Consider the following 14691-nt stretch of genomic DNA (forward strand, 5'->3'; position numbering starts at 1 on the left):
AATCACAGGCTTGGTTTGTACCAAGAAAGATTCGTCTTTTTAGACAAAGGAGAATTCCGTGAGTACTGAAATTATTCGAGTACCGGATATTGGCGGTTCTACTGATGTTGATGTCATCGAAGTAAGTATTCAAGTTGGTGATATGGTTGAGGTAGATCAATCAATTATTGTTTTAGAAACTGACAAGGCTTCTATGGATGTGCCGTCTCCAGTAGCAGGAAAAGTGGTCAGTATTACTGTGAAAGAGGGCGATTCCGTCTCCGAGGGTGACGAGGTTCTTGTTCTAGAGGTTTCTGGTTCTGTTGCAGATACAGCGACGCCTGAAGCAGTGGCGCCTGTTGAAGCTGCGCCAGAAGTTTCTAAAGCCATTGAGCAAGCTCCTGCAGCAAAGGCTGTAAGCTCTGAACAACCTGTTTCAGTTCCAGATATTGGTGGTGCTACGGATGTAGATGTCATCGAAGTGTGTGTAGCGGTTGGAGATTCCGTCGCTGAGGGTGACTCTTTAATTGTATTAGAAACCGATAAAGCATCGATGGACATCCCTGCACCTAGTGCCGGTAAAGTCGTAAGTGTTTCCATTAATGTTGGCGATACGGTTTCCGAGGGTGACGCTATTTTAGTGCTTGCTGTTGAATCTGTAGAGGATTCGGTGAGTTCTGTTGTGGCTGTTGCACCTGCTCCAGCAGTAGAGGCGCCGGCTGAAGTTGCAGTGCCAACGATTATTCCTGGTGGTGTTGAGCAAGTTGTTGTTCCTGATATTGGTAGTGCGGAAGCGGTTGATGTCATTGAAGTAAGTGTCGCTGCGGGAGATGTTGTATCCGAAGGTGACTCACTGATCGTTTTGGAAACTGATAAAGCGTCCATGGACATTCCTGCTCCTAAAACAGGCACGGTGAAATCTATCGTGATCAAAGAAGGTGATAAGGTATCTGAGGGTGATTTGATCCTTGATCTTGAGGTTGAAGCTCAAGTTGTGGCTGAGGCTCCAAAGGTTGTTGCTCCAGTTGCTGAGAAGCCTGTAGTCACTTCTGAGGCTCCAAAGGCTCAAGCGACGGTTCCTGCGCAGTCTGCCGTTCTTTCAACGCCTTCTACGAAGGTGCATGCAGGTCCGGCAGTTAGGTTGTTAGCTCGAGAATTGGGCGTTGATTTAACGCTTGTTCGTGCGTCAGGTCCTCGTGGTCGAATCACTAAAGAAGACTTGCATGCGTACGTAAAAGACGCTGTTAAGAAAGCGGAATCAGGTGCTTCTAAACCGTCAGTTGTTGCGGAAGGTGCTGGTATACCTCGTGTGCCAGAAATCGACTTTAGCCAATGGGGAGACGTTGATGTTGTTAAGATGAGTAAGATCCAAAAGATCACCTCTTACAATATGACTCGTTCTTGGTTGAATGTTCCACATGTTACGCAATTTGATAAAGCTGATATCACTGACTTAGAAGCGTTCCGTAAAGGCTTAAAAGCTGAAATGGAGAAAGAGGGGATTAAACTTACTCCGCTTCCATTCTTGATAAAAGCCGTTGCTCAAGCGCTTGTTGTGAATCCTTCGTTTAATGTGTCGCTTCATGCTGATGGTGAAAGTATCGTTAAGAAGAAGTATGTGCATATTGGTATTGCGGTTGATTCACCGGTTGGACTGGTTGTTCCTGTGTTGCGAGACGCAGACAAGAAGTCGATCAAAGAGATTGCAGTAGAAGCGAATGCTTTGATTAAGAAAGCGCTTGCTAAGCAGCTTAAACCTGCCGATATGCAGGGTGGCTGCTTCACTATCTCTAGTCTTGGTGCTATGGGTGGTACGGGCTTCACTCCAATCGTCAATACACCAGAAGTGGGTATTCTAGGTGTTTCTAAAGCAGATGTAGAACCACGTTGGACGGGTAAAGAGTTTGAACCTCGTACTATGTTGCCGTTGTGTCTGTCATATGATCACCGAGCGGTGAACGGTGCTGATGCGGGTCGCTTTATGACATTCCTAAATGGATTGTTGAGTGATTTACGTCGCATGACGCTTTAAGGTAATTGTCTTATCTAAATTAGATTAGACGAAAAAAAGCCGCTGTTTCAGCGGCTTTTTTGTGTTCTATTTTTTGTGTTCTATTTTTTGTAGGCTCTTTTGATAAAAGAAGTCTTCAATCCGGTCTTTTTCCCACATCGCATCTTTATACCCTAGCTGAATAAGAGCCCTCAAATATGGCTGAGAAAAAAGCAAATAGCTTGCTGCGGTAGCCATGCCTGAATCCGAATTAGCGCCGAGATGTCTTAATGCGTTGTATACGGTTTTTGGCAGTGTCTCAATGTGCTCTAGCGCGATGTCATTTATTTCTTCTGAGGGCGAGACAATAAGCGTGTTTGTCTTTTTTAGTGTCTCGTTTTCATTGGTCTGATTTGAATTGGCCAATAGCCTATTTATAGTGCTTAAGCTCTTTATGTCTTCTTCAAGATTGTCGATAAAGGCGCTGTTCATAAGCTGGCCCGCGATTTGAGCGATGGAAGGAGGGCGAGAAGGTGTTTCCTCAGTGTTTGTTACTCTGTCTTTTTTGCGTTTTCTACTAACCCCTATAATAAAAAGCTCTGTCGCTCCGAGTTTTAGTGCTGGGCTAAGTGCGGATCTCTGCCTAATGGCGCCATCGCCATAATAGTGAGTATTTATCTTTTGAGCAGGGAATAAAATAGGAATCGCGCTAGAGGCTAGTAGGTGGTCGTGATTGATATTTTGTCTAATGCCTGAGTGTTTCTCGCTATTCCACTCTTCACAGCTACTGGTTCCTTGAAAGAAGCATTCGGATTTCCCGTTGCTGTAGTTCATGGCTGAAATAACCAGTGCTTTTAGTCGGCCTTGGTCGATCGAGTTTTGAACCTCATCGAGCTGTAAGTACCTTTCAAGTAAGTGCTTTAACGGTGTGTTCTCCATCAGTGATAAGCTGTCGCCATCAGATTGCTTTTTAAAGGTTGAAATGACGCTTTTTGTTAGGGAGGAGGCAAGTGGCCAGCGACTTGCTCTGTAAATTTGGTCGTGCGTTAGGTGTTTCCAAACGTATGAAAGTTGGCCTGTCGCTAGCCTGAAGTCCTCGCTGTAAGTCGCGAGCATTGCGGCATTCAGCGCGCCCGCTGAGGTCCCACACAGTATGTCAAAAGGCAGAGGATGGCCTCTAAAAAAAATTTTACCAACGGCTGAAAGAACGCCAACTTGGTAGGCTGCCCTGGCTCCCCCGCCAGATAGGATAAGTGCGCTATTCTTCATTACGACACCTTGTAAAATCTGTAATAAATGTCAATACACTTAACTTCATTATGAGTCATGCTTACATGTTTTTGTAGGAAAGTTGGCGTTTTATATAAGTGTGACCTGAGATTTCACTGTTTTGTTGCTCTTTTTGAGCGAAATTGTCACTAAAACCGAGTTTCCACGGCACACTACTTTGGTGGCTAATTGGTTAGAATAGTTAGAAAATTCATAATTAGAAAGAGATTTTCAATATGGGAGTTAAAGCCTCAATCAGCGGAATCGGTCTATGGACTCCGGCTAATACTATTACCAATGAAGAGTTAGTTGAGAGTTACAATAGTTGGGCTGAAGAATACAACCGTAAAAACAAGGAAGCTATTCAAAATGGAGCGTTAGAGTCGAAACCTTTTTCCAGTGCTGAATTTATTCAAAAGGCGTCAGGTATAAAGCAGCGATATGTCTACGAGAAAGAGGGCGTTCTTGATATTGCGCGCATGAGACCTAAAATAGCGGTGAGGGATGATGTTCAGCTTTCACATCAAGCCGAAATAGCAGTTAATGCTGCAAAAGCGGCACTGGAGTCTGCACGTAAAACCTCTAATGACATAGATTTAGTGATCGTTGCTTGTGCCTATACGCAGCGCTCCTATCCTGCTATTGCGATAGAGGTCCAGGCAGAACTGGGCATCAAAGGTCATGCCTTTGATATGCTTGTTGCATGCTCTTCTGCCACATTCGGTCTGCAGCGAGCAGTCGATTCGATCTCTGCTGGCTCATCAAAAGGGGTTCTCGTTATTAATCCTGAGCTGACATCTCCGCAGGTTAATTATGAAGATCGTGACTCTCACTTTATCTTTGGTGACGTGGCGACAGCTCTTGTTGTAGAGCCAGGTTCAGAAGTGGTGTCTGATCATGCGTTTGAAGTACTGGGTGTGCAGTGTGTTACGGAATATTCCAATAATATTCGTTCTAATTTTGGCTATATTACGCATGCAACGGACGAGGATCCGTATGCAAATGACAAATTGTTTCATCAGAATGGTAGAAAAGTATTTAAAGAGGTATGCCCTATGGCGGCAGCTCATATCGAGGGGCATATTCATTCGTTAAATATACAGTCAGATGCTGTTAATCGATGGTGGCTTCATCAGGCTAACATTAATATGAATACCTTAATTATTAAGCGTCTCTTAGGGCGAGACGCGGCTGCCGAAGAAGCGCCTATTGTACTTGATGAATATGCCAATACTGCATCGGCAGGTTCTATTATCGCATTGGCAAAGCACCATGTTGATATGCCTTCTGGGGCGCTAGGCGTACTTTGCTCTTTTGGCGCTGGCTACTCAATAGGAAGTCTGATTCTTAGAAAGCATTAGGTGAGTCGTTAAGGTCTCGAGAAGGGCTATATTAGGTAGCGTTGGTGATAATGATTATTTTTGGGTCTAAAGAAGTGATCTACTGAATTGAAATAAAAGCCTTTTTAAGGGAATATTGTAGCAACGACAAATAGCGAGGCTTTAAATATGGCAATTCATCATCAAGCTGGAAAGCTTGTGTCTCACGAATCTTTGGTAAATATTCCTAAATTGGTTTCATCCTACTACCAGCTTAAACCTGATGTATCTGTTGCAACTGAAAAAGTAAGTTTTGGCACGTCTGGTCATCGAGGTTCGGCGATGCAAACGAGCTTTAATGAAGATCATATTTTAGCGGTTTGTCAGGCAATAGCGGAATACCGAAAGCAACAGGGTTACAACGGTCCATTGTTTCTTGGTAAAGATACGCATGCATTGTCAGAATGTGCATTTGGGACTGCTCTCGAAGTATTTGCCGCTAATGGTGTTAACGTCATGATTCAAAAAGGGGATGGCTATACGCCTACGCCTGTTATTTCTCACGCTATTTTGACGTTTAATGCTTCCAATTCCGCGCTTTCAGATGGCGTTGTGATAACGCCTTCTCACAACCCTCCTGAGGATGGGGGCATTAAGTATAACCCCCCTAAAGGTGGGCCAGCCGATAAAGACATTACCAATTGGGTTGCTGAACGAGCAAACGAGTTATTGTTAACGGGTCTGATTGACGTAAAACGTATGTCGTTGGCAGAAGCAAGAGCATCAGACTTTGTGAAGGAGTTCGATTATATTGATCATTACGTCTCAGATTTGAGTAACGTCATCGATGTGCAGGCGATTGCGGATGCGAATATCAAAATTGGTGTTGACCCTATGGGTGGCTCCGGTATTGACTATTGGAATCCAATTGCCGAAAAGTACGGCTTAGATATTACAGTGGTCAATACAAAAGTCGATCCTGCTTTTGGTTTTATGCCATTGGATAAAGACGGTAAGATCCGAATGGATTGTTCATCGCCGTATGCTATGGCGAACTTACTTGCGCTACAAGATGATTTTGATATTGCGGTGGGTAATGATCCTGACTACGACCGTCATGGCATTGTGTGTAAAGGTCGTGGTCTTATGAACCCTAATGCCTATCTTGGCGTTGCGATTGAATATCTAGCTCAGCACCGAGAAAACTGGTCTAAAGAGGCTGGCTTTGGTAAGACGCTTGTGTCGAGTGGGATGATAGACCGCGTTGTGGCAGGATTGGGCCGATCTCTCTGTGAGGTGCCCGTTGGTTTTAAATGGTATGTTGACGGTTTATTTGATGGAACACTTTTATTTGGTGGAGAGGAGAGTGCTGGTGCGTCTTTTTTAAGACGAGATGGCTCAGTATGGTCAACGGATAAAGATGGCTTTATTTTGGCGTTGTTAGCAGCCGAAATTCTTGCGAAAACAGGGAAAGATCCTGCTCAATTATTTGAAGAGCAAGTTGCTAAATATGGGCAGCCTTTTTATAAGCGCATTGATGTGCCTTCGACATCAGAGCAAAAAGCCATTCTTGGTAAGCTTGATAAAAGCAATGTTACTCAAACGGAGTTGGCAGGCGAGCCGATCTCGGACGTTTTAACGCATGCGCCAGGTAATGGTGCTGCGATTGGAGGCTTGAAAGTGGTGACCGAGAATGGGTGGTTTGCAGCACGTCCTTCTGGTACGGAAAATATCTATAAGATATACCTAGAAAGCTTTGTTTCAGAAGCGCACCTTGCAAGCCTTGAAGAAGAGGCAAAAGCATTGGTGTCCAATGTTCTAGCGTAATAGGCCCGTTTGGCCTGAGCTGAGTTAGGTTTTAAGGAAAGTTGGCTTCTAAAGTGAGTTGGCTAGGTTCTAAGGAAGGTAGGTTAGCGGATGAGATATAAGTAAGACGAAGTATTTGAAACGTGAAACCTGTATATCGCTATTAGCGAGTGATACACAGGTTTTTTGTATCTACTTGATATATTTGATCTTTGAGGTCCACTTGGTCAGGGGGATTTCAAGTTTGTTCGAAAGCTTGGTGGCTTCAAGCTTAGTTTGTTTGTTGTTGGGCTCGATTCTGCTGTTTGTAGCGACAATTACCCAGTTTCCTGATCCCGTATCGACACCGATAATTTGTTGAAACTTCTCATTTAAGGTTTCAACTAGTGTCTGATTGTTTATTTGGTCATCCCAGCAGTTGATCACTAAAGTGCCTTGTTCTTTTATTGCGCCTGCGCTTGCTTCTATGAAATGTTGGGTTAATGCCTTTTCGTCAATGCCATTACTTTGATAAATATCAGTAAATAAAATATCGAATTTACGATACTTGTGGTCGGTGAGAAATAGCAGGGCGTCTGTATTGATGATCTCTATTCGCTTTCCGATAGGTAACTTGAAAAAACGATTCGCTGCATCGATGACTTTTTCTCTTAATTCAATGGCGGCTATGTTCACTTTTGGGATTGCGTGATAAAGCGCGTTTAGCAGTGAGCCGCCCCCAAGTCCTAAAATGCACACGCGTTTTGGTTGTGGGGTAAATAAAAGCGACAATAGCATCGCTTGTGTGTAGTCATTCTGGAGAACATGGGGGGCGGCAATCTGCATTCGGCTTTGCTCATCGCCTTCTGCAAATGAAAGTATCCGATATTTACCATCGTCAAATACGTTTATTTCGCCAAATGAATCTGAATCTTTATACAGTGCTTCCATATGAGGTGATTACTCTGCGGCCTTTAATTTGGTCAGTAATAACTGAGCTGGGTGAGGTAGGTTTTTGTCATCAATGCGCTTCACTTGTGAGCGACAAGAATACCCAGTTGCGACTAAGCTGTCTGAAAACGCAGGATTGTTTATCGCCTCTTTCCATGACAAACCATAAATGGTTTTAGAAGTTTCTAGGTTTTTGCTCTCGTGTCCATAGGTGCCTGCCATCCCACAGCAGCCAACCGCAACGGATTCCAGATTGAGCCCAAACTGAGAGAATATTGTTTGCCAATGTTTAATTGACGACGGTGCATTTGTTTTTTCTGTACAGTGGCCTAACAAATGAATGGTCTCTTCTTCGAATTTAATATTTCGTTTATTCAAATGTTCAGTGTGAGTTGCGAGCCATTCCTGCAGCAGTTGAATATTGGGTACCTTTCGGCTCGTGCCGAAGGTTTTCTCGTATTCAGATCGATATGTTAGTGTCATAGATGGATCGACACCAATAATAGGGATGCCGAAGAAACGCAAACCTTGCAACATGTCTAAGTTTTTCTTGGCGGTACGCTCAAAGGATTTCATGAAACCGTGAACATGAAGTGGTTTTCCATTTGGTTTGTAAGGTGCCAAGAACGCTTGGAACCCTAGTCGAGTTAACAACTCCATAATATCGAGTACCAGTTCGGTCTCAAAATAGCTGGTAAACGCGTCTTGGGCAATAATAACGGCGCGTCGGCGATCTTTCGGGCTTAACGCTTCAAGTGCTAATGGTGTTGCGAGGCGAATACCGCGGCGTGGGCTTTCTTTTTTTAGGTTGAGTTTACTGAACTTAGGAGCGTCAACGAATCCTAGGTATTTGCTGGTTAAGTGTTGAGTCCATGAACGACTGATCAACCAGTTATAGGGAGTCGGAAAATGTGATGCGTAAGGCATTACGTATTCTAACGAGCCAATTAGGTAGTCTTTTGCGGGTCGCAAATAACGAGCGTAATACAGCTCTAAAAACTTCGCACGAAATTCAGGAACATCAACTTTAATAGGGCACTGTCCTACGCATGATTTACAAGCAAGGCACCCCATCATGGACTCATGAACTTCGTGAGAAAAATCGTAATCACCGCGCCGCTTGGACAATGTATTTAACAGCTTTGGTACGAAGTTAAATACGGCGTTCTTCTGTTTTGCTTTATGGCTTTCTGATACAACATCAATCCCTTGTTCACTCATTCCCCTAAGCCACTCACGCATTAGCGAGGCTCGTCCTTTGGGTGAGTGAACGCGTTCTCTTGTTCCTTTCCAAGAGGGACACATAGCATCGTTAGGATCAAAGTTATAGCAACCGCCGTTGCCGTTACAATACATTCCTTCTTTGAATTGCTCGCGGTTTTTGGACGGAATGGTTCTGTCGAACTTACCTCTAAGCGGTACTTCGTCGATTTTAAGAAGCTGACTGTCTGATTTTAACGGTGTTGCTATTTTTCCAGGGTTTAGCTGGTTTCTTGGGTCAAAAGCGCGTTTTATTTCTTGTATTGATGGGTAAAGATCTCCGAAAAATGCGGGAGCGTACTCTGAACGTACACCTTTACCATGTTCTCCCCAAAGTAGACCGTTGTATTTTTGCGTTAGCGCAACAACCTTATCGGTTATTTCTCTAATCATTGGTTCTTGAGATTCGTCCTTTAAATCTAGCGCTGGTCTAACGTGTAGTACGCCTGCATCAACATGACCGAACATGCCGTATTGAACCGAGTAGCTGTCGAGTACGGCTCTAAATTCCATAATAAAGTCAGCAAGGTTTTCAGGTGGAACCGCCGTATCTTCAACAAAGGGAATGGGGCGCTTTTCGCCTTTTGCATTGCCCAAGAGACCTACAGATTTCTTGCGCATGGCCCAAATTTTGTTCACTTCGTCTTGGCCAAACGCCACGGTATGACCTATCACACCACTGCTTTGATCGCTGTTAGTTTCCAGTGTTTTGGTTAACTTGGCTATCTGTGCTTGAACTTCTTCGACGCTATTTCCAGTATATTCAACTAGGTTAATGCCCTGTGTGTCTTCGTTTGCTTTAGAAGGAAAAAATGGCTCGACGGATTCCCAAATAATATCGTTTTGAGCCAGGTTAAGTACCTTGGAGTCAACTGTCTCAATAGAAGTGGGGTTCGCTTTGAGAAGTTCTTGTGCGTGACGTAATGAATGTTCAAAACTGGAGTATCTTATGTTGACGAGCGCCGCAACAGAAGGGATGGCGAGCAAGTTTATTTTCGCTTCGACGATGAACCCCAATGTCCCTTCTGAACCACATAAAATATTGTTCAGGTTGAATTGATTGTTCTGGTCACGAATGTGGGCGAGATCGTATCCGGTTAAGCATCGATTAAGAGTGGGAAACTTACGTGCTATTTCATCGCGTTTATTAGCATGGATAGCGTCAATGGTTTTATGTATGTGAGCCGCTCTGTTGTCGCCTGATTTGATGGCGTCGAGTGATTCATCCTTCAGCGTTGTACTGTCTATGATTGAGCCGTCAAGCAAGACGGTCTTTAGTTCAATGACGTGATCACGGGTTTTACCATACATGACGGAGCCTTGACCACTTGCATCCGTGTTAATCATTCCCCCAATTGTCGCGCGGTTGCTGGTCGAAAGCTCTGGCGCAAAAAATAACCCATGCTGCTTTGCCGCTCTGTTGAGTTGGTCTTTTACCACCCCTGTTTGAACTCTGGCCCAGCCTTCCTCTTTGTTGATCTCAAGTATTTTATTCATATGCTTGGACAAGTCGACGATCAGACCATCGGATAGGGATTGGCCGTTAGTCCCTGTTCCGCCCCCACGAGGGCTGAGTACAATGTCATGGAAGTCGGGGTTATTGCTCAATTGAGTGACGAGCTTAATGTCCTCAACTGATTTCGGATAAATGATACCTTGTGGAAGAACCTGATAGATCGAGTTGTCTGTAGAAAGCACAACGCGATTAGCGTAATCGAGGTTCGTCTCTCCTTGAAATGATGAAGCTTTCAATCGCTCAATAAACTGCAAATATTTTGATTGGGTAGGGGAAATCTCTGAAAGCTTTGGAATCATTTGGCTGTCTCCTGAAATTTTGCGGCCCATAGTATAATTGAATTTGTTATATTGTACGCTTACCCAGTCATTTTTTATTTGTCTCACTGTTTTTGCTAAATTGAGGCATTTAGGTTGCATTTTTACAACCGTATATCGATATCGTAGTAGGGAAAACCTTGATTCAGACTATAGTGTTACCTGACTTAAGTGAAACGCAGCGCGCGAGTCATAGGTTAGATGTTTATCGTGGTGATCTCGAAAATAGGATTGCCCCAGGTAACAAATTTCACAAACTTCGTTACCACCTAAAAGAAGCGGAAAAGCTTGGAGCAATCCATATCGCGACATTTGGTGGTGCTTATTCCAATCATCTTCACGCCTTCTCAAAAACGGTTGTTAATGCGGGTTTTGCTCCCTTGATCATTGTAAGAGGAGAGCTTCAAATCGGTTTGACGCCGACATTGCGAGATTGTGCTGACGATGGTGCTGTTTTATTTTCGACTGATCGTGACGACTACAGACTCGGTTTAGAGTCACGTGTTAAGAATGAAGTTGAGCAAGAGTACGCGAATGTTTATTGGATAGCTGAAGGCGGAGGTGGCGAGTTAGGGGTGTTAGGCTGTCGTGATTGGGCTGATTCAATTTCAGCATTCTCAGCGGGTTCTGACGGTGCGAGTGTCACTCGTTTAGGTTCCTCAAATAATCAACCTTATGATACATGGTGTGTCGCGAGTGGAACGGGCACGACTGCAGTCGGGTTGGCCTGTTCTAATGCAGTGAAAAGGTTACAGGTGTTCAATGCGTTAAAGGGTGCCGAAGGCATAGAAAATACAATAGAAGCGTTAACGCATGACTTTATTCGTACCTATGATGGTATAAGTGCTCAAGATGTATTTTCGAAAATGGCGTTTTGGCACTCAAGAAACTGTGGACGTTTTGGGGGATTGCCTGACGAAATTGCCGAATTCTTACGCGCATTGTATGTCATGAATCCGGAGTTAAGATTAGATCCAGTCTATACTGGAAAGCTCGTATATAATATTTGGCGTAAGATAAAGGAGAACCGCTGGCGTTTTCGGAGTGCGTTAATTATTCATACTGGCGGCCTACAAGGCTGGCGTGGCGTGAAGCGCGAACGAATTCCATACCCCGAGTTTCTCTAGAACTAGATTAAGAGTGTCTTCAAAATCAAAAACATAACAACGTAAAGTTTCATAAGATAGTACCTTTTAATGGATCATGGTAAAGTGCGTAGCAATATAGCGGTGCTACGTGCGCAAAAAAGATAACAAGAACAGTGTAATAAGCTATTGCTCGTTAATAGAACAATTGTAAGAAGAGATGACACATGAGTCTTTTTAGACGTGTTGGTATTATTGCCCGATTAGACAAACCTCAGATATTAGACACTGTTAAGCGTCTAATGGATTATTTAGAAGAAAAACAAATTGCACCTGTTCTAGAGAGCGATTTGGCCACGATGATGCCCGGCGTTAAAGTTGATATTTCCTTACTAAAAGAACTTGGAAAAAAGTGTGATTTAGTAATGGTTATAGGAGGTGACGGCTCCTTTTTGGGTGCAGCAAGGGCAATATGTGGCTTTGATGTTCCTGTGGTGGGAGTGAATAGAGGAACATTGGGCTTTCTCACCGACATATCACCGACAAATTTTAGAGAAGAGTTAGATCCTATTTTTGCCGGCGAGTATTTAGAAGAAAAACGCTTTATGATCGAAGCGAAGATCAAGCGGCAAAATCGCCCCAGTGGTGAAGGGGTCGCATTAAATGATCTGGTTCTTCATCCTGGTAAATCCGCGAGAATGATTCGCTTTGATTTGTTTATTGACGACCAGTTTGTCATGAACCAAAAATCAGATGGTCTCATCGTTGCGACACCAACTGGATCCACCGCTTACGCTTTGTCTGCTGGCGGCCCCATCATCCTTCCTAAACTTGATGCGCTCGTCCTCGTACCAATGCATCCACATACGTTGAGTAATCGTCCTATTGTAATTGATGCAAATGCGAAAATTCGTATCGTTGTTTGTGAGTCTAATCTAACGTATCCAAGTGTCAGTTGTGACGGTCAATTAAACATTACCGCTGCTCCCGGTGATGAAATTCACATCACCCGTAAAGAAGGAGCAATCCGCTTAATTCACCCCAAAAACCATGACTTTTACGATGTTTGTAGAAATAAATTGGGTTGGCAAACAGGTTATACCAATTAGCTTGTCGTCTTAACGTTTGTATTGGAGGCCTTGTTGCTATGTACCTCGTCTATACTTTTGAAAAAAACGAGGACCCATCTACGCTGACAAAAGCACTTTGGAACATCAAAGTCGGTCACCAGATTGTGTCTAGTTCTAATGGTGACCAGCTGTGGGTGACGGACCCTAAGTATGTTCAAGCAGCGCTTGAAGTCGTTAATATATGGAAATATGATCCAGAAAAACTTCCCCTCGTTCAGCTAGATCGTTCTAAACAGGATAAACAGACTTTACAAGGCGCCTTGAAGGAGACGCCGATTTCTTATCTTTTTTTGTTTTCGACCTTTGTGGTTTGCTTTCTAACTCAGTTAGGAGAGAACCTTGAGGTGGTAAGATATTTTTTGATTTCTCCGATCTACGTCCAAGCTGGGCAGTTAGTCAGTTTTCCTTTGACGCAAGTGCTCCAATCTGGAGAATGGTGGCGATTAGTCACTCCGACCTTTTTACATTTTAGTGCGTTGCACGTCATTTTTAATGCGCTTTGGGTGTGGGATTTAGGTCGGAAGATAGAAAGGTATGTTGGTAGTATTAAATGGCTGCTAGGTGCGTTGTTTGTTTCAATCGGCGCCAATGTCGCTCAGTATTTAATATCTGATACCGTTTTTTTCGGTGGATTGTCAGGGCTTGTATATGGCTTGGTCGGGTTTGGTTGGATTGCGCCTTATCTATCAGGAGGTATACCAATACTGATTAGCAAGCCTCTGTTCGTGTTTTTTGTTGTTTGGCTGGCTATTGGTTTTACCTCGTTGACTGAAAGTATCGGGCTCGGGGCAATCGCAAACACGGCACACGTCACCGGGTTGGTATTTGGTTTGGGCTTCGGTGCCCTATATGGATTGGCTGCGCGAAACCGTAAAGTTTAAGCAAGACTTATTTAAAGGGTAGAGGTCTAGCGTTACGCTCTATCCGTGTTTTTTAGTATTTTTAAATGGTACGAATTAATGAATTTTAAAGACATGATCGATAATATGTCTCCTGAGGTCTATGGTAGACTCAAACAGGCAGTCGAACTTGGAAAGTGGGCAAATGGCGTAAAACTGACAGACGAGCAAAAAGAACTTTGTCTGCAAGCCATAATTACATACGACTATTCCAATAAGCCCGAAGAGCAGCGCGTTGGCTTCATTGACCGAGAAGTACACAAGGGGTGTGACAGTAAAACAGATACATTGCGTCACGAGACGGTTAAATGGGTAGAAAACTCCGACTCAAATACGCAGCAAGGAAGTTCGAAAGAGGATGATTAACGGCGATCTTCGGAAAATGCAGGCGGATGTAGATGATGACACTAATGTTTCGTATAAGATGCGAATAGGTGACCACATCGTTCCGTTAAATGAGTATCTTGGTAAAAAAATATCGCTGTCATTTTCTGGCGCAATTCACTGTATAAATTGTGGTAAGACGAGTAAAAAATCTTTCAGCCAAGGTTTTTGCTTTCCGTGCTTTAAAAAACTCGCCGCGTGCGACACATGCATCATGAGCCCCGAAAAGTGTCATTTCCATAAAGGCACATGCCGTGAACCTGAATGGGCAGAGAAGCACTGTATGCAGGGGCACTATGTTTATCTCGCAAATTCGTCTGCGTTAAAGGTCGGGATTACGAGGGGCGATCAGTTACCGACTCGTTGGCTTGATCAGGGAGCGACTCAAGCTCGACCAATATTTCATGTCGCGAATCGTCGTTTATCTGGTTTAGTCGAAACCGTATTCAAGGACGTCGTCGCCGATAAGACAAATTGGAGAAATATGCTGAAAGGCCTCGATGTAGACTTCAATTTGTATCAGGAGCAAGAGCGCCTGATAGAGCAGGTCTACGAAGGGTTGGATGCACTGCAAAGTGAATTCGGCATTGAGGCGATTGAAGACCTATCTGATAAAAATCAAACTTATGAATTTCGTTATCCTGTGCTTGAGTATCCCACGAAAGTGGTAAGCATTAATGCAGAGAAAACGCCGTTAGTAGAAGGCACTTTGATGGGAATTAAAGGCCAATACTGGATACTAGATACTGGTGTCATCAACATTAGAAAGTATACGGGTTATGAAGCCTTACTAAATATTTAGGAGTG

The 14691-nt window shown here is 43.7% G+C and carries 11 protein-coding genes; 8 read left to right on the forward strand and 3 right to left on the reverse strand.

What is annotated here, in order from left to right; genetic code table 11:
- Positions 1-58: 58 nt before the first annotated feature.
- A complete protein-coding gene (gene aceF / locus MARME_RS10265) occupies positions 59-2011 on the forward strand; it encodes a dihydrolipoyllysine-residue acetyltransferase (RefSeq protein WP_013661195.1) in 1953 nt (650 codons plus the stop codon).
- Positions 2012-2077: 66 nt separating this feature from the next.
- Here aceF and MARME_RS10270 read toward each other — a convergent pair whose 3' ends face one another.
- Positions 2078-3238 carry a patatin-like phospholipase family protein gene (locus MARME_RS10270; protein ID WP_013661196.1) on the reverse strand — a complete coding sequence of 387 codons (1161 nt, stop codon included), beginning with the start codon at positions 3236-3238 and terminating at the stop codon, positions 2078-2080.
- Between the two features lie 236 nt (positions 3239-3474).
- On the opposite strand from MARME_RS10270, the gene MARME_RS10275 reads away from it, so the two are divergent.
- Both MARME_RS10275 and pgm read left to right on the forward strand, forming a co-directional pair.
- Complete coding sequence (locus tag MARME_RS10275) at positions 3475-4599, forward strand: beta-ketoacyl-ACP synthase III (RefSeq protein WP_013661197.1); 1125 nt, start codon at positions 3475-3477, stop codon at positions 4597-4599.
- Between the two features lie 147 nt (positions 4600-4746).
- Positions 4747-6384, forward strand: coding sequence for a phosphoglucomutase (alpha-D-glucose-1,6-bisphosphate-dependent) (pgm, locus tag MARME_RS10280; RefSeq protein ID WP_013661198.1), 1638 nt, complete (start codon positions 4747-4749; stop codon positions 6382-6384).
- A gap of 171 nt (positions 6385-6555) precedes the next feature.
- Here pgm and MARME_RS10285 read toward each other — a convergent pair whose 3' ends face one another.
- Together MARME_RS10285 and ydiJ are read right to left on the reverse strand one after the other, a co-directional pair.
- Entirely contained in the window at positions 6556-7293 is a 738-nt protein-coding gene (locus MARME_RS10285; RefSeq protein WP_013661199.1) for a fused MFS/spermidine synthase, read from the reverse strand.
- Between the two features lie 9 nt (positions 7294-7302).
- Positions 7303-10368: a D-2-hydroxyglutarate dehydrogenase YdiJ gene (gene ydiJ, locus MARME_RS10290; RefSeq protein ID WP_013661200.1), complete on the reverse strand. Its 3066-nt coding sequence runs from the start codon at positions 10366-10368 to the stop codon at positions 7303-7305.
- 158 nt (positions 10369-10526) lie between these two features.
- Between ydiJ and MARME_RS10295 the strand changes: the two genes are divergently transcribed.
- The 5 genes from MARME_RS10295 to MARME_RS10315 all read left to right on the forward strand — a co-directional run bounded on the left by MARME_RS10295 (position 10527) and on the right by MARME_RS10315 (position 14686).
- Positions 10527-11513 (forward strand): 1-aminocyclopropane-1-carboxylate deaminase/D-cysteine desulfhydrase, encoded by a 987-nt coding sequence (locus MARME_RS10295; RefSeq protein ID WP_013661201.1) that lies wholly within the window; start codon positions 10527-10529, stop codon positions 11511-11513.
- A gap of 185 nt (positions 11514-11698) precedes the next feature.
- Positions 11699-12580 (forward strand): NAD(+) kinase, encoded by an 882-nt coding sequence (locus tag MARME_RS10300; RefSeq protein WP_013661202.1) that lies wholly within the window; start codon positions 11699-11701, stop codon positions 12578-12580.
- Between the two features lie 38 nt (positions 12581-12618).
- Positions 12619-13482, forward strand: a complete 864-nt coding sequence (locus MARME_RS10305; RefSeq protein ID WP_013661203.1) for a rhomboid family intramembrane serine protease — start codon at positions 12619-12621, stop codon at positions 13480-13482.
- Between the two features lie 78 nt (positions 13483-13560).
- Positions 13561-13866 carry a YeaC family protein gene (locus MARME_RS10310; RefSeq protein WP_013661204.1) on the forward strand — a complete coding sequence of 102 codons (306 nt, stop codon included), beginning with the start codon at positions 13561-13563 and terminating at the stop codon, positions 13864-13866.
- Positions 13859-14686 (forward strand): DUF2797 domain-containing protein, encoded by an 828-nt coding sequence (locus MARME_RS10315; protein ID WP_013661205.1) that lies wholly within the window; start codon positions 13859-13861, stop codon positions 14684-14686. The genes MARME_RS10310 and MARME_RS10315 overlap by 8 nt, the downstream gene beginning before the upstream one ends.
- Positions 14687-14691: the final 5 nt, after the last annotated feature.

Source organism: Marinomonas mediterranea MMB-1, from assembly GCF_000192865.1.
Lineage (GTDB): Bacteria > Pseudomonadota > Gammaproteobacteria > Pseudomonadales > Marinomonadaceae > Marinomonas > Marinomonas mediterranea.

Bases quoted from the DNA above. Each gene is read 5' to 3' on its own strand.
- MARME_RS10270 (WP_013661196.1), bottom strand. From the start codon at position 3,238: ATGAAGAATAGCGCACTTATCCTATCTGGCGGGGGAGCCAGGGCAGCC.
- MARME_RS10275 (WP_013661197.1), top strand. From the start codon at position 3,475: ATGGGAGTTAAAGCCTCAATCAGCGGAATCGGTCTATGGACTCCGGCT.
- pgm (WP_013661198.1), top strand. From the start codon at position 4,747: ATGGCAATTCATCATCAAGCTGGAAAGCTTGTGTCTCACGAATCTTTG.
- MARME_RS10285 (WP_013661199.1), bottom strand. From the start codon at position 7,293: ATGGAAGCACTGTATAAAGATTCAGATTCATTTGGCGAAATAAACGTA.
- ydiJ (WP_013661200.1), bottom strand. From the start codon at position 10,368: ATGATTCCAAAGCTTTCAGAGATTTCCCCTACCCAATCAAAATATTTG.
- MARME_RS10300 (WP_013661202.1), top strand. From the start codon at position 11,699: ATGAGTCTTTTTAGACGTGTTGGTATTATTGCCCGATTAGACAAACCT.
- MARME_RS10305 (WP_013661203.1), top strand. From the start codon at position 12,619: ATGTACCTCGTCTATACTTTTGAAAAAAACGAGGACCCATCTACGCTG.
- MARME_RS10310 (WP_013661204.1), top strand. From the start codon at position 13,561: ATGAATTTTAAAGACATGATCGATAATATGTCTCCTGAGGTCTATGGT.
- MARME_RS10315 (WP_013661205.1), top strand. From the start codon at position 13,859: ATGATTAACGGCGATCTTCGGAAAATGCAGGCGGATGTAGATGATGAC.